Below are 14,803 nucleotides of genomic sequence, written 5' to 3'. Positions count from 1 at the left end.
CGCTGCGGGAATTGCCCGAACGCACGGAATATTCACGACTCCGGCCTAGCTTCTCCCGCGAATAGGGGAATGGCGTCTACGTGAATACCGTACTGCTCTGTCTGACGACCCAGCACCACTGGGTGATGGTCGCTCTTGCGGCCACCGTCTGTCTGGGGGGCCTCATGACGGCGATGTCGCTGTATGAGCGCGCGCGCCGGTCACGCGGTCAGACGCGGCTGGCGTTCGGTGCCGGCGCCGTGGTGACGGGCGGACTGGCGGTCTGGACCACCCACTTCACCAGCATGCTCGGCTACGATCCCGGTATTCCTCTGGCCTATGACATGGGCCTGACCTTCGCCTCGCTCGCCCTCGCCCTGGGGGCCGCGTCCGGCACTGCCCTGATCGCCCTGGCCGGCAAGAGCACCCTTGCCGCGCGCATCCTCGCCGGTCTGTTCGGCATCTGCGGCGTGGCCGCCATGCATTTCGTGGGCATGTCGGCCCTGCGTATGCCGGGTACCCTGAGCTGGGACCCGGCCCTGGTCGCTACCGCCCTGCTGACCAGTATGGTGTTCGCCACCCTGGCAGGCTGGCTGCATTCCCGGGGCGGCTGGAAATTCACCCTGGGCGCAGCTTTTACCGGCACCCTCGCCGTCAGCGCGCTCCACTTCATCGCCATGGGCGCCTCCACCATCACCCCGGACCCGTCGCTCGCCGTCGAGGGCACCGCCTATTACGGAATTGAGGTGCTGGGCGTGATCGCCGCGGCCATCGGTGTTCTGGTCGTGGCGGCGGCGGCCTCAACCGGACTGACCTACTGGTCGCGCACCAGCGCGCTGCGCCAGTTGCGTGAAGCCATCGACGCCATGCCCGACGGCCTCGGCTTCTACGACTCCCAGGACCGGCTGGTCCTGTGGAATGCCCGCTACGCCGAGGTGAACCCGGAGCTTTGCTCCAAACTCGAGCGGGGCATGACCTTCCGCCAGATCCTCGAGATCGGCATTTCCGAGGGCCTCTACCAGGAGGCCATCGGACGCGAGGAAGAGTGGATCGCCAGTCGCATTGAGGCGCGCAAGAGCCTGTCCAACACCCTGGAACAGCCCATCGCCGGCAATCGCTGGCTGCGCGTCCAGGACCGGATGACGGCCGCCGGCGGGATCGTCACGGCGGTCAATGACATCACCGAGCTGAAGCGCGACGCCCAGGCCCTCGCCGAGGCGCGCGACGCCGCCGAGGCGGCCAATGCCGCCAAGAGCCAGTTCCTCGCCAATATGAGCCACGAGATCCGCACGCCCCTGAATGGCGTCATCGGCGTGGCCCAGGCCCTGTCGCACACCGACCTCAGCGAAGAGCAGCGCAATATGCTCAAGCTGATCGACGCCTCGGGCCGCACGCTCCAGATCCTGCTTAGCGACATCCTCGACCTCGCCCGGGTCGAATCCGGACGACTGCAGCTGACGCCCGAACCCATGGACCTGCATCAGGCGGTCGAGGAAGCCGCCCAGCTCTACGCCGAAAGCGCCCGCGAGAAGGGCCTGCAGTACATGGTCGAGATCGCCGAAGACTGCCCCCGCTGGATCGAGGGCGATGTAGTCCGGCTGAAGCAGATCCTGACCAACCTTGTGTCCAATGCCGTGAAGTTCACCGCCGATGGCATGGTCCAGCTGACGATCGGCGCGGGCGTGGAAGCCAGCGGTCGCGAGACCCTGAGGCTGGCGGTCTCGGACACCGGCATCGGCTTCGACGCGGCCACCCGCGATAGGCTGTTCAGCCGCTTCGAACAGGCCGACGGCGGTATCACCCGCCAGTTCGGGGGCTCGGGCCTCGGCCTCGCCATCTGCCGCCAGCTGGCGGAAATGATGGGCGGCACTCTCGACTGCGAGAGCGAGCCCGGCGGCGGCGCCTGCTTCATGCTGTCGGTCCCGCTCAAGCGGGTCGCCGCGCCGGTGGACGAGGCGCCTGCGGCCCCGATGGCCGAAAGCCGCGAGGGTCTGAACATTCTGGTCGCCGACGACCATCCCACCAACCGCAAGGTGGTCGAGCTGATCCTGTCCCAGGTCGGCGCCCGCATGGTTCTGGTCGAAAACGGTCAGCAGGCCGTCGACGCCTATCGCGAGGACCGGTTCGATATCGTCCTGATGGATATGCAGATGCCGGTGATGGACGGCCTGACTGCCACGCGGGAAATCCGGTCAATCGAGGCCAGCGACGGCCGCGAGCGCACCCCGGTTGTCATGCTGACCGCCAACGCCCTGGCCGAACACGTGGCCGCCGCCCAGGCCGCCGGCGCCGACCGCCATCTGGCCAAGCCCTTCGACGCGGCCGAGCTGATCGAGACCGTCACCCAGCTTCCCGAACAGGCGCGTCAGGCGGCCTAGCGCGGCTCCATCGCCCGCCAGCCGATGTCCGAGCGGTGGAACCCGCCGGGCCAGTCGATCTTGCGCACAGCGGCATAGGCCCGCTCGCGCGCCTCGGCGATATCGGCTCCGCGGGCACAGACGTTCAGCACCCGACCGCCCGAGGCGATCAGGCAGCCGTCCTCGCGCCGCTTCGTACCCGCGTGGAAGACCTTCACATCGGGGCCGAAGTCCTGTTCGGCGCCCCGGATGACCGACCCCGTCAGCGGACTGTCGGGATAGCCCTTGGCTGCCAGCACGACGGTGATCACCACACCGTCGTGGAACTCGGGCTCCGGCGCCCGCGAGGCATCCCCCCGCGCGCAGGCCAGCAGCAGCGGCACCAGATCGCTCTTCAGCCGCATCATCAGCACCTGGCATTCCGGATCGCCGAAGCGGGCGTTGAACTCGACCACGCGCGGCCCGTCCTCCGTCGCCATCAGGCCGACGTACAGCACCCCGCGATAGGGATGGCCCTCGGCCGCCATGCCCTCCATGGTCGGCTTGACGATCCGGCTCTCGACCGCCTCGACCATTTCGGGCGTGAACACCGGCGCGGGCGAATAGGCCCCCATCCCGCCCGTGTTGGGGCCGAGGTCGCCGTCAAAGGCCCGCTTGTGGTCCTGGGCCCCGCCGAACAGGCGCGCGGTCTTGCCGTCGCACAGGGCGAACAGAGAGCCCTCCTCGCCCTCCATGAACTCCTCGATGACCACCCGGGCCCCGGCGCTGCCGAACCGGCCGCCCAGCATCCGCTCGATCTCGGCCTCGGCATCCTTGCGGTCGGGGCTGATCGCCACCCCCTTGCCGGCCGCCAGACCGTCGGCCTTGATCACATAGGGCGGCCGAAACACCGACAGCGCCTCGCGCGCGTCCTTCAGCGTCTCATAGACCCCATAGCCCGCTGTCGGGATGTCATGCCGCTCCAGAAAGGCCTTGGCGAACGCCTTGGAGGTCTCCAGCCGCGCGGCCTTGGCCGTCGGCCCGAAACAGGGGATGCCCACCTTGTCCAGCCGGTCGGCCAGCCCGGCTTCCAGCGCCATCTCCGGGCCCACGACCACCAGATCGGCCTTGATCTCACGCGCCAGCGCGGCCAGCGCCCCGGCATCGTCGGCGCGCACATCGCTGCGCAGCTCGCCGAGCCGCTCCATGCCCGGGTTGCCCGGTGCGATGACCAGCTTCCGGCACAGCGGCGACTGGGCGATTTTCCAGGCCAGCGCATGCTCGCGCCCACCCGATCCGACGAGGAGGATATTCATGCCCGCGACATGACGGCACCGGGCCGTGGGGTCAAGCCGCCCGTCCCCAACATTGCCTGTCGGACCTCCGGGGGTCTAAGCCTGAGGGTACATGACCGACGATTCCTATGCCTTCGAGGGGACCGCCCCGGCCGCTCCGACGACGGGCGACAACAATCCCGCCGTCTCGATCTCCGAGCTGGCCTTCGCCCTAAAGCGCACGCTCGAGGACCGGTTCGGCCATGTCCGGCTGCGCGGCGAGATTTCCAAGGTCAATCGCCATGCCTCGGGCCATGTCTATCTGACGCTCAAGGACGACAAGGCCTCGCTGGACGGCGTGGTCTGGAAGGGGCAGGTGCGCGGCCTGTCGATCCAGCCCGAGACGGGGCTGGAGGTCATCGTCACCGGCAAGATCACCAGCTATCCGGCGCGCTCCAGCTACCAGATCGTCATCGACAGCATGGAAGCGGCCGGCGCCGGCGCCCTGCTGGCCCAGCTGGAGCGGCTGAAAGCGAAGCTGCGCGACGAGGGCCTGTTCGAACCGGGCCGCAAGAGCGCCCTGCCCCGCTATCCCCGCGTGATCGGCGTGATCACCAGTCCGACCGGCGCGGTGATCCGCGACATCCTGCACCGCATCCGCGAGCGCTGGCCCTGCCATGTGCTGGTCTGGCCCGTCGTTGTCCAGGGCGAGGTCGCAGCGCGTCAGGTGGCCGCTGCCATCCGGGGGTTCGAGGCCCTGACGCCGGAAGGCCCCATCCCCCGCCCCGATGTGCTGGTCGTGGCGCGCGGCGGGGGCTCGGTCGAGGATCTCTGGCCCTTCAACGATGAAGAGCTGGCCCGCACGGTCGCGGCCTGTTCCATCCCGCTGGTCTCGGCCGTGGGGCACGAGACCGACACCACCCTGATCGACTTTGTTTCCGACCGCCGCGCGCCCACGCCGACCGGGGCCGCCGAAATCCTGACCCCCGTCCGGGCCGAACTGGTTGCCACCCTCGCCGATCTGGAGCGCAGGCGCCTGCAGGGCGCCGCCCGCCTGATCGAGGATCGCCGCACCCGGCTGCGCGCCACCGCCCGGGGCCTGCCGAAACGGCCCGAGGACCTGCTGGGTCTGGCCCGTCAGCGGCTGGACCATGCCTCCAGCCGTCTCGGCTCGGCGCTGGGCAAGAATGTCGCCGTCCACCAACAGCACCTCGCCGTCCTGCAGGGCCGGCTGGGTCGCGGCCTGCTCGACCGGGGACTGGAGCGTCGCGCCACCCGGCTGGCCACCCTGTCCGAAAAGCTGGCGATCCCGCCCCGCGCGCTCGACCGCGGCACCCAGTCGCTGATCGCCCTGTCCCGCGCGCTGAACAGCCTGAACCCTCGCACGCCCAAGCCCGGCTTCGTGCGGGTCGAGGACGACGCCGGCGCCTGGCTGACCTCGGCGGCCGACATCGCGCCGGGTCAGGCCCTGTCGCTGGCCTTCGCCGACGGGCGGGTCGGTGCCACGGCCGACGGCGGCGACAGTGAGCCTCGCCCTGCCCCGCCGCCCGCGCCCCGCCCGCGCAAACCGGCCGCGCCCCCGCCCGAACAGGGCGATCTTTTCTAATCCATCCGAGGCGCTAGACTGCCCTCATGGACGTCAGGGGCGACAGGACCGGCCAGAGCCGGGTGGCGGGGCAGGAAGCGCGGCTGCGTTATGCCCACGGGGATTTCGTGATCATGACGGGGGGCGCGTTCGTGCGCTGCGCGGTCACCGGCCGCCCCATCCCGCTCGAGGCGCTGCGCTACTGGAGCGTCGAGCGTCAGGAAGCCTATTTCGGTCCCGACGAGGCGGCCCAGAGCCTGGCCGGACGGTCATGACCCTCGATCGCCGCGCCGTGCTGGGCGGGATGGCCGTCAACGGCCTGCTGGCCTCCGGCGCCGGGTCTCGGGCTCAGGCCCAGGCCAATCCCCTGAACCTGCGCGGGCGCGCCGTTCAGGGCGGCCATATGATCGGACGCACCTGGCCGCATGCCCTGATCTTCGTCGATGGAGAGGCCCTGACCACGGCCTCCACCGACGGCTGGTTCATCGTCGGCTTCGACCGCGACGGTCCGCTGACAACCCGCATCACCGCCCGGTCGGGCGCGCAGGAGACCACCGCCGAGCTCACCCTGGCCCAGGGGCAATTCCCCAGCCACAGCATCAACGGCCTGCCGCAATCGACCGTCACGCCCGACGACCCGGCCCTCATTGAACGCATCCGCGCCGAGGCCCAGGTCAAGGCCGACGGTTATGCCAGTCGGCTGGACGCCGACTTCTTCCGCGACGGCTTTTCGCCGCCTCTCGAGACGATGCAGGTGACCAGCGCCTGGGGCAGCCAGCGGATCCTGAACGGCACCCCGGCCCGTCCCCACTATGGCGTCGACCTGGCGGCCCCGACCGGCGCCCCGATCACCGCGCCGGCCGCCGGCCGCGTCACCCTGGCCGAGCCGGACTTTCACTATGAGGGCGGACTCGTCTTCATCGACCACGGTCAGGGCCTGATCACCGCCTATCTGCACCAGTCCCGGCTGGAGGTCGCAGCCGGTCAGGACGTCTATCGCGGCCAGCTGATCGGCCGGGTCGGTGCCCGGGGCCGCGCGACAGGCCCCCATCTGTGCTGGCGCATGAAGTGGCGCGACCGCAATCTCGACCCGTCCCTGCTGCTGCGCGCCTGAGCGCCCCGTACGAATTTCTTGTCCTCGACCCGGACTGTTTTCGTGACTAGGATGCCGCGCATCATCGCCCGTCTCCGGGCCCCAGCCTCAGCCTGAAAACTTCATGTCTTCCCTACAGTCGATTCACATTCTCCTCGTGGACGACAACCAGCACATGCGCGCGATTACCTCGGCGATCCTGCAGTCCGCCGGTGTCCGCAAGATTCGCGAAATGCCCGACGGCTCGGCCGCGCTCGAGGCCCTGCGGACCGATGTCTTCGACCTCGCCATCGTCGACTTCAACATGTTCCCGCTGGACGGGGTCGAGTTCACGCGTCTGGTCCGCAACAGCCCGGACAGCACCAATCCCTATCTGCCGATCATCATGATGACCGGCCATTCCGAGAAGAGCCGCGTGGTCGAGGCGCGTGACGCGGGCGTCACCGAATTCGTGGTCAAGCCTATCACGGCCAAGGCCATCCTCGAGCGAATGAATGCGGTCATCTACAAGCCGCGTCCCTTCGTGAAGACCGACGGCTATTTCGGACCGGACCGCCGCCGCAGCGCGGCCAAGGGCTTCAAGGGCCCCTACCGCCGGTCGACCGACGTCCCGCCCGGGTCCAGCGACGCGTAGACCCGGTCGGGCCAGCGCTTGTGCACCCAGAACCAGTCTACGGGGTGCTCGCGCACGCGCTCCTCGACGAAGGTGGTGATGGCCTGCACGCCGCGCGCGATGTCCTCGGTGCGGTTGCCCGTCTGGTTCGGCTCGATCGGCTCATGCACCGTCAGGCGGAACCGCACCCCCGGCAGGCGCGTGACCGACAGGGGCTGCAACACGGTCCCGAACTTCAGCGCCAGCCGCGTCGGCCCCGGCGCCGCATTGACCGGCTGGCCAAAGAAGATCGCCTCGGGCCCCTCTGAAAACTTCTGGTCATTCATCAGGGCGACCGACTCGCCGCGCGCCATGCCGGCCAGCAGCTCGCGCGCCCCGTCGCCGCCCTTGGGCGCAAACAGTTTCACCCCATAGCGCGCCCGCGCCTTGCGAATCTGCGCATCGACATAGGGATTGTTGGCCGCGCGATAGGTGATCTGGCACGGTACGCCCGCCCCCAGAATGGCCGCCGGCATCACCTCGAAACAGGCCAAATGCCCGGACACGAACACCACCGGCCGGCCGCTGTCACGAATGGCGTGCAGCCGTTCCAGACCCACGATCTCGACCCGGCCCGAGTCGGGCGTCAGCTGGTCCATCACTGCCGTCTCGGCAAAGGTCCGCCCCGTCTGCTCCCAGCTATCGCGGGCCAGCTGCTCGCGCGCCTCCGGCGTCATCTCGGGGAAGGCGATGCGCAGGTTGCGGATCACCGTGCGGTGGGTGCCCGTCTTCGGGCCCAGCCAGCGCAGCAAGCCACCGCCAAAGGCCGAGGCCCGCTCCACCCCCATCAGCCGCAACAGGCCGATCAGGACGGCGAACCCCGCCGCCTCCAGCCGCCAGATCAGGTCCTGGCGAAGGCTGACAGGCTTGTCCGTCTCACCAGGCAATGGTGATGCCACCGTCCACCACAATGGTCTGGCCGGTCATATAGGCCGAGGCCGGCGCGGCCAGATAGACGGCGGTGCCCGCGATCTCGTCCGGCTGGCCGATCCGCTTCAGCGGCGCCGGCTCGGTCGTCGCCTTCAGGATCTCGGGGTTCTCCCACAGATAGCGGGCAAAGTCGGTCTTGATCAGGCCCGGCGCGATGCAGTTGACCCGCACGTTCGACGGTCCGAACTCGACGGCCTGATTGCGGGCCAGCTGCATGTCGGCCGCCTTGGAGATGTTGTAGGCCCCGATCAGGGCATTGCCGCGCAGGCCGCCGATCGACGACACGATGATGATCGAGCCGTCCTTGCGCTCCACCATCTCGGGGGCGACCATCTGGATCAGCCAGTGGTTCGAGACCACATTGTTCTGCAGGATCTTGTCGAACTGCTCGTCGGTGATGCCGCCCATCGGCCCGGCATAGGGGTTGGAAGCGGCATTGCAGACCAGGATGTCGACCTTGCCCCAGGTCTCCTTCGTCGTGTCGACCAGCCGCTGCAGATCCTCCTTCGAGGCGATGTTGCAGGGCACGGCGATGGCACGACCTTCGCCGAAGCGTTCGTTGATCTCGGCGGCGACCTCGTCGCACGGGCCAGCCTTGCGCGACGAGATGACGACATGGGCGCCATGCTCGGCCATCCGCTCGGCGATGGCCTTGCCGATCCCGCGTGAGGATCCGGTGATCACCGCCACCTTGCCGGTCAGGTCAAACAGTTCCATGTGCGCGCCACTCCTCAGGTTATCGCTGTCCACCGATTCTTTCTGAATAGCCCTAGCGGCTCCGGGCCGATAGCCCGATACTGGATCGATTCCATCGGGAGGCCGGACAGACGCCCCACATGCGTACCCTTACTCGTACCGCCCTGATCTTCAGCTATCTGTTTCTGGCCATGACGGTCGGCGCGCTGATCTGGCGTGGCGGACTGGGTGCGGGCGCGGGCATCGCCGCCACCTTCGGCGCCCTGGGCGTGCTGGGCGTCATCCACCTCTATCTGACCGGCCATCTGCGCGAGCGCGCCCTCAAGGCCGAGATCGGCCAGATCCGCGACGCCCACCGCCTGCTGGCCGACGCGCTGGAGACCACCCAGGGCGCCCTGACCGAACTGGCCCAGGCCATCGAATCCGGCGCCCTCAATCGCACCGAGGAACTGACGGGCGAGGTCCGCATGCTCGAGGGCCTCATCCAGCAGATGAGCGCCAGCATCGACGAGCGCCTGTCCGCCCCGGCGCCGGTCGCGGCCGACACCTTCGAGGGCCGTCGCCAGGCCCAGTCCCACGCCCTGCTGCGCACCGTCCACGACGCCCTGACCGAGGGCCGCGTCGACCTGTACCTCCAGCCGGTCGTGACCCTGCCCCAGCGGCGCACCGTCTTCTACGAAAGCTTCACCCGCCTGCGCGACTCGACCGACCGGGTGATGATGCCGGCCGAATATCTGTCGGTCGCCGAGGGCGAGGGCCTGGTCCCCGCCATCGACAATCTGCTGCTGTTCCGCTGCGCCCAGATCGTCCGCCGTCTGGCGCGTCAGGACCGCAAGGTCGGCGTCTTCTGCAACGTCGCCCTGTCCTCGCTGGGCGATGAGACCTTCTTCCCCCAGTTCCTGCATTTCCTCAGCGAGAACCGCGACCTGAACCAGTCGCTAATCTTCGAGCTGGGACAGGCCACCTTCGACGCCCGCGGCGCGGTCGAGGCCCGCAACATGGCCAAGCTGGCCGACCTCGGCTTCCGCTTCTCGATCGACAAGGTCCAGACGCTGGATCTCGACTTCGCCGACCTGCAGCGCTCCGACGTCCGCTTCGTCAAGGTCGCCGCCGACCTGTTGATCGAACAACTGCTCGACCTCGACGGCGGCTCGCCCCTGCCCAGCCTGCGCGACATCCAGGCCGCCGACTTCGCCGCCCTCACCCGCCGCTACGGTATCGAGGTGATCGCCGAGAAGTGCGAAAGCGAGCGCCAGATCGTCGATATCCTCGAACTCGATGTCTCCATGGGACAGGGCCACCTGTTCGGCGAACCCCGCGCCATCAAGGAACAGGTCCTCGCCGAAACCGACCCCCCCGCCGACTTCCTCCGCTCCACCCTCCGCAGCGCGGAGCAACGGCGCCGCGCGGGGTAAGGCGTGATGCTGGGCCTGATCCTCCTCGCGCTGCTGGTACAAGATCCCCGCTCCGGCCCCGAGCTGCTGACGGTGGCGGAACGCAGCTTTTCCGACATCCCCTTCGGAACCCGCGAAGGCGCACCCGGCCTGACCATGGTCATTGAGGGACAGTGCCAGGAATGGGGGGAGTGCAGCTATGCCGACGCCAACCGCGTCGCGCACTATTTTTGGGAAGGCGAGCTGGTGGTGAAGGCCTACGCCTTCACGGAGGGCGACACCCGTCCCTCAACGGTCCTCGGTATCGGTACCGCGCGCGACAGGGACGAGGTTCTGGCCCGGGTCGAACACTTGGTGCCGGAAGCCGAGATCGAGTGCCGTCCGGAGCCTGGTCTCGGCCACAGGTGCGGCGCCACCCTGGGCGAAGGCTGGATCACCTTGCAGTTCGATCGCAATGGCCGCATTCGGGAAGCCCGGATCGACGCCTATCACTTCACCTGAGCCCGGACGCGGCAACAGTGGTCGTTACAGCTGCGACCGCCACACCTTCGGGACCTCCTGCAGAACCATGACCGATGAGCTCGAAAGACTGATCCAGGAGAGTTTCGCACGGCGCGAAACCGCGAGAGCGCAGGCCCCGGTTGAGGTGTCCGGCATCGTTCCATCACGAGGCGCCTCATGGGTTCGGCTGGCGAGAAGCCCTCCGGAAGAAGTCATGACACTCACCGTCTGGCGGGTGGGCAAAGGGTCTTTCGAACCTCACGGGCTGCGACTGGTTCTGGAGAACGTCGAAACCGGTCATACCCTTCTCCGAGGCATTCCTCCAGGCTCCATCATCAGGACGACGGCGCGACTGGCTCGCTTTCACAAAGGCGTCGAGGGCCTGGTCTCGGGGGCCATCGAGGTCATTGAGCCCGACACGGAGTTCCAGTTGGCGCTGGAAGGCCAGAAATCACCGCGAACATTTCGCGATCCCGTTCTGGGTACCCTCGCTGCCAATCCGCCTTCGGGCTGGGAGGGCGAGGTCAGATGGCTGGGCAGAAAATGCGGCATCTTCCTCAACCGGTTGGACGACCTCGCGGTCGCCCATGCCCTCTGGCGCGCGCAGCGTCGCTGGACCCGCGACGCGGTCCGGGTCGCCACGGAACGACTTGTCACCCTGAAGAACGGTGAGTGGCTGGGAGAAAGAGAGCGGCCGGTCTCGCCGGACCGATTTGGCAAAAAGCTGTCGCTGGTCGATATCGCCATCGAGGATGGTGGGGATTTCGTTTTCGACTTCGATGACGGCGACCTGTTCTTCGGCCACACGATCGTGGTTCGCGGCAACCTCTCCGAGGGGTTCACCCACGCCAATATTGCCGGCTAGGATCGCGCCTGGGCCCTACCAGCGCCGGGTGTCGTCCCGCCAGTAGACCCGCTCGCGGCCGTAGCGATAGTCGTCATTGTAGCCGCCAAAGCCGTAGCCGCAGGGATCATCCTCTTCCGACAGCTCGCTGCCCAGCAGCGCCCCGGCCACGGCGCCGATCGCGGCGCCCTGCTCGCGATTACCCTCTCCGGCCACCGCCGCACCGACGGCCGCGCCCAGCAGGGCCCCGGCGCTGATGGCCCGCTCGCGGTTCTTCGCATAGTCCCGCTCGCACGCCGAGGCATAGTCGCCGTAGCCCGCAGTCGCACAACCGCTCAGCATCAGCCCGCACCCCGCCACCGTCGCCAGCATCTTCACCGATTGCATGTGATCTCTCCCTGTGGTCCCCCGGTCGAACGCCGGGGTACCGGCGGTGTTCCGCTTGATTGACGTGCGCCGGGCCGACTCGAATACTCCGCGCATGCATCCACCCAGGACCACGGTGGCGCGGGCCCGCTCGCTCCGACGCCGAATGACCTTGCCGGAGGTCATTCTCTGGCAGGCGATACGTGGACAACAGCAGGGGGCGCGATTTCGGCGGCAGCACCCGATGGGCCCCTTCGTCCTCGACTTCTGGTGCGAAGACGCCCGGCTGGCAGTCGAGGTCGACGGCCAGACCCACGACCATCCAGATCAGATCCGCCACGACGCCCGCCGCACCGAGTGGCTGACGGCGCAGGGGATCCGGGTCTGGCGAGTTCCGGCCCGCGATGTACTGACCAATCTGGACGGCGTCCTCGCCGCCCTCCGCGACCTCACAAATCCTCCCCCACCGGGGGAGGGGGACCGCAGCGCGTAGCGCTGGGGTGGTGGGGGCAGCGCTGACTTCAATGCCCCGATCCATGGCTGGCCCCCTCCCCCATCCTTCGGATGGTCCCCCTCCCCCGATGGGGGAGGAATGCCGGCCGATGCACTTCCCCCGCCCGGGTCCGTCCGCTAACCACGCCCCATGACGCACCCCGCCCCCCTGCCCCGCCTGTCTGCCGTTGCCGAGGACTATGACCTGCTGCTCTGTGACGTCTGGGGCGTGATCCACAACGGCCGCGAAAGCTGGCCCGGCCCCTGTGCCGCGCTTCAGGCCTTTCGAGAGCAGGGCGGCACTGTGGTGCTGATCTCCAACTCGCCGCGGCCGGCCTCGGATGTCGTCGCCCAGCTGGACAGCCTCGGCGTGCCGCGCGCGGCCTGGGACGGCTTTGTCACCTCGGGCGATGCCACGCGGATGGAGCTGGCGAAGCGCGCGCCCGGCCCGGCCCTGATCATCGGGCCCGAGCGCGACGCCCCCCTCTATGCGGGCCTCGGCCTGACCCGCGCCGAGGCGGTCGGAGACGCCGCCTTCCTGTCGGTCACCGGGCCCCGCGACGACACCACCGAGACGCCCGAGGACTACCGTGACGAGCTGTCGGCCGCCGCCGCGCGCGGGCTGGAGCTGATCTGCGCCAACCCCGACCGGGTGGTCCAGCGGGGCGATACCCTGATCTATTGCGGCGGGTCGCTGGCCGATCTTTATGAGCAGCTGGGCGGGCCGGTGGTCATGGCCGGCAAGCCGTTTGCTCCCATCTACGACCTGTCGCTGGCCGAGGCCGGTCGGCTGGGCCTCGGCGATCTCGACCGGTCGCGCGTGCTGTGCATCGGTGACGGCGTGATCACCGATGTGCTGGGCGCTGAACAGCAGGGGCTGGACTGCCTGTTCATCGCGCGCGGCATCCACGGGGAAAAGGCCATGGGGACCGACGGCGCCCTCGACCCCGCCCGCGCCGGTGCCCTGCTGGCCGAAGAAGGCACTTCCGCCCGCTACGCCGCCCTCGAACTGGTTTGGTAAGGCTCGCCTTCGCGCGATTCCGGCGCTAACACCGCCCGATGACACAGACGGTTAGCGCGCACCCCTCGGGCGGATACATCCTTGACGAGCTGTTTGTCGGCATGACGGCGGAAAAGGCCGTCGAAGTGACCGAGGCCCGCATCCAGCAGTTCGCCGAGGCCTCGGACGACTTCAATCCCCTGCACATGGACGAGGCCTTTGCCTCGAAAACGGCCTATCGCGGTCGCATCGCCCATGGCCTGCTCAGCGCCTCCTTCGGCTCGGCCGTGGTCGGCATGATCCTGCCGGGCGCGGGCTCCATCTTCCTCGGCCAGAACACTGCCTTCCACCGGCCGGTGAAGATCGGCGACACCGTCATCGCCCGCGTCACCGTCGCCTCCATCGATGCGGAATCGGCCCGCGTGGTGCTGCGCTGCGAGGGTCTGGTCGGCGACCAGCTGGTTCTGGACGGCGAGGCCAGTGTGCGTGTGCCGCGCCGGCGTCGCCCCGCAAAGGGCTGACGTGGCGCTCACCGTCATCGAGACTTGGCGGGACCTCCCGCCCTCTGCCCGGGGCGCGGCCGTCGCCATCGGCGCCTTCGACGGCGTCCACCGGGGCCATCAGGCCGTCATCGACGCTGCGCGCCAGGTGGCCCGGCAGCGCGACCTGCCGCTCGGCGTGGTCAGTTTCGATCCCCACCCGCGCCGCTGGTTCCAGCCGGCTGCCGCCCCCTTTCGCCTGATGTCCCCCGGCCAGATGGAGCGCGCCCTGGACAGCCTCGGCGTCGACCGCCTCTACCGCCTGCCCTTCGACGGCGAGATGGCCGGCCTGAGCGATCAGGCCTTCGCGCTCGAGGTGCTGGGCGGAGGGTTGGGCATTGCCCACGCCGCCGTCGGCTTTGACTTCACCTTCGGCAAGGGCCGCTCCGGCTCGCCCGAAGCCCTCGCCCGCTATGGCGAAACCGCCGGCTTCACCGTCAGCCCGGTCGCCCGCGTCGACGATGCCCATGGCCTGAAGCTGTCCTCCTCGGCCGTGCGCGAGGCCCTCAAGGCCGGCGACATGGCCCGTGCCACCGCCATCCTCGGCCGCCCCTTCGCCATCGAGGGCGAAGTCATCCACGGCGACAAGCGCGGCCGCACCATCGGCGTGCCGACCCTCAACATCGCCCTCGGCGACTATATGCGCCCGGCCTACGGCGTGTACGCCACCCGCACCCGCCTGGCCGACGGACGCTCGGTCGATGGCGTCGCCAGCCTCGGCGTCCGCCCCATGTATCCGACCGACGAGCCCCTGCTCGAGGTCTGGCTGTTCGACTTCGACGGCGACCTCTACGGCCAGACCGTCGAGACCGATCTGGTCGCCTTCCTCCGGCCCGAGGCGACCTTCGACGGCCTCGACGCCCTCAAGGTCCAGATCGAGGCCGACGCCGCCGCCGCCCGCGCGGCGCTGGCGCTTTCGGCTGGCGCATCGCCCGCCGCCTCTGCTAGACCGGCCTGACCATGACCGTCCGCGTGATCCGTGTGATTTCGATTAGCCGCCCGGCGTAGCGCCGCAGGCCTGACGCCTCGCGCACGCCGGGATGCCCCGCTCAAGCAGTGAGCCGCCGCGCGGCGAACGGTAGCGGAACCAAAGAATCCACGCGAACGATCAACGACACGAGA

General features: G+C 68.8%; 16 protein-coding genes. 12 read left to right on the top strand and 4 right to left on the bottom strand.

Going from position 1 to position 14,803, the window contains the following annotated elements:
* Positions 1 to 80: 80 nt before the first annotated feature.
* Complete coding sequence (locus LC068_RS10965) at positions 81 to 2,357, top strand: ATP-binding protein (protein ID WP_226637206.1); 2,277 nt, start codon at positions 81 to 83, stop codon at positions 2,355 to 2,357.
* Here the strand turns inward: LC068_RS10965 and purD are convergent.
* Entirely contained in the window at positions 2,354 to 3,631 is a 1,278-nt protein-coding gene (gene purD, locus LC068_RS10960; RefSeq protein WP_226637205.1) for a phosphoribosylamine--glycine ligase, read from the bottom strand. The two genes, LC068_RS10965 and purD, sit on opposite strands and share 4 nt — an antisense overlap.
* Before the next feature lie 91 nt (positions 3,632 to 3,722).
* Between purD and xseA the strand changes: the two genes are divergently transcribed.
* The 4 genes from xseA to LC068_RS10940 all read left to right on the top strand — a co-directional run bounded on the left by xseA (position 3,723) and on the right by LC068_RS10940 (position 6,901).
* The gene (gene xseA, locus LC068_RS10955) at positions 3,723 to 5,195 is read left to right on the top strand and encodes an exodeoxyribonuclease VII large subunit (RefSeq protein WP_226637203.1); all 1,473 of its coding nucleotides are present in this window, start codon (positions 3,723 to 3,725) and stop codon (positions 5,193 to 5,195) included.
* 26 nt (positions 5,196 to 5,221) lie between these two features.
* Positions 5,222 to 5,449, top strand: a complete 228-nt coding sequence (locus LC068_RS10950) for a DUF2093 domain-containing protein (RefSeq protein ID WP_226637201.1) — start codon at positions 5,222 to 5,224, stop codon at positions 5,447 to 5,449.
* Positions 5,446 to 6,288 (top strand): M23 family metallopeptidase, encoded by an 843-nt coding sequence (locus LC068_RS10945; RefSeq protein ID WP_226637199.1) that lies wholly within the window; start codon positions 5,446 to 5,448, stop codon positions 6,286 to 6,288. Before LC068_RS10950 ends, LC068_RS10945 begins: the two co-directional genes overlap by 4 nt.
* A gap of 103 nt (positions 6,289 to 6,391) precedes the next feature.
* Positions 6,392 to 6,901, top strand: a complete 510-nt coding sequence (locus tag LC068_RS10940; RefSeq protein WP_226637197.1) for a response regulator — start codon at positions 6,392 to 6,394, stop codon at positions 6,899 to 6,901.
* Here LC068_RS10940 and LC068_RS10935 read toward each other — a convergent pair.
* Together LC068_RS10935 and LC068_RS10930 are read right to left on the bottom strand one after the other, a co-directional pair.
* The gene (locus LC068_RS10935; protein ID WP_226637195.1) at positions 6,856 to 7,806 is read right to left on the bottom strand and encodes a lysophospholipid acyltransferase family protein; all 951 of its coding nucleotides are present in this window, start codon (positions 7,804 to 7,806) and stop codon (positions 6,856 to 6,858) included. The genes LC068_RS10940 and LC068_RS10935 overlap by 46 nt on opposite strands.
* Entirely contained in the window at positions 7,796 to 8,566 is a 771-nt protein-coding gene (locus tag LC068_RS10930; protein ID WP_226637193.1) for an SDR family NAD(P)-dependent oxidoreductase, read from the bottom strand. The genes LC068_RS10935 and LC068_RS10930 overlap by 11 nt, the downstream gene beginning before the upstream one ends.
* Positions 8,567 to 8,685: 119 nt before the next feature.
* On the opposite strand from LC068_RS10930, the gene tipF reads away from it, so the two are divergent.
* The 3 genes from tipF (at position 8,686) to LC068_RS10915 (ending at position 11,305) form a co-directional block, all read left to right on the top strand.
* A complete protein-coding gene (gene tipF / locus LC068_RS10925) occupies positions 8,686 to 9,960 on the top strand; it encodes a flagella assembly cyclic-di-GMP phosphodiesterase TipF (protein WP_226637190.1) in 1,275 nt (424 codons plus the stop codon).
* A gap of 6 nt (positions 9,961 to 9,966) precedes the next feature.
* Positions 9,967 to 10,440 carry a hypothetical protein gene (locus LC068_RS10920; protein WP_226637188.1) on the top strand — a complete coding sequence of 158 codons (474 nt, stop codon included), beginning with the start codon at positions 9,967 to 9,969 and terminating at the stop codon, positions 10,438 to 10,440.
* Between the two features lie 214 nt (positions 10,441 to 10,654).
* On the top strand, positions 10,655 to 11,305 hold the full coding sequence (locus LC068_RS10915; RefSeq protein WP_226637185.1) for a DUF2262 domain-containing protein: 651 nt from the start codon (positions 10,655 to 10,657) through the stop codon (positions 11,303 to 11,305).
* Between the two features lie 15 nt (positions 11,306 to 11,320).
* On the opposite strand, the gene LC068_RS10910 is transcribed toward LC068_RS10915, so the two are convergent.
* Entirely contained in the window at positions 11,321 to 11,671 is a 351-nt protein-coding gene (locus tag LC068_RS10910) for a YMGG-like glycine zipper-containing protein (protein ID WP_226637183.1), read from the bottom strand.
* Between the two features lie 94 nt (positions 11,672 to 11,765).
* Between LC068_RS10910 and LC068_RS10905 the strand changes: the two genes are divergently transcribed.
* From LC068_RS10905 to LC068_RS10890, 4 genes are all read left to right on the top strand, one after another.
* Positions 11,766 to 12,143 carry an endonuclease domain-containing protein gene (locus LC068_RS10905; protein WP_226637180.1) on the top strand — a complete coding sequence of 126 codons (378 nt, stop codon included), beginning with the start codon at positions 11,766 to 11,768 and terminating at the stop codon, positions 12,141 to 12,143.
* A gap of 150 nt (positions 12,144 to 12,293) precedes the next feature.
* Positions 12,294 to 13,163, top strand: a complete 870-nt coding sequence (locus LC068_RS10900; RefSeq protein ID WP_226637178.1) for a TIGR01459 family HAD-type hydrolase — start codon at positions 12,294 to 12,296, stop codon at positions 13,161 to 13,163.
* Between the two features lie 38 nt (positions 13,164 to 13,201).
* The gene (locus LC068_RS10895) at positions 13,202 to 13,663 is read left to right on the top strand and encodes a MaoC family dehydratase (protein ID WP_209120741.1); all 462 of its coding nucleotides are present in this window, start codon (positions 13,202 to 13,204) and stop codon (positions 13,661 to 13,663) included.
* A gap of 1 nt (position 13,664) precedes the next feature.
* Positions 13,665 to 14,639, top strand: coding sequence for a bifunctional riboflavin kinase/FAD synthetase (locus LC068_RS10890; RefSeq protein ID WP_226637176.1), 975 nt, complete (start codon positions 13,665 to 13,667; stop codon positions 14,637 to 14,639).
* The last annotated feature ends 164 nt before the right edge of the window (positions 14,640 to 14,803 follow it).

The organism is Brevundimonas poindexterae (assembly GCF_020524625.1).
Lineage (GTDB): Bacteria > Pseudomonadota > Alphaproteobacteria > Caulobacterales > Caulobacteraceae > Brevundimonas > Brevundimonas poindexterae_A.
This window is presented reverse-complemented; position numbering and strand designations above follow the sequence as displayed.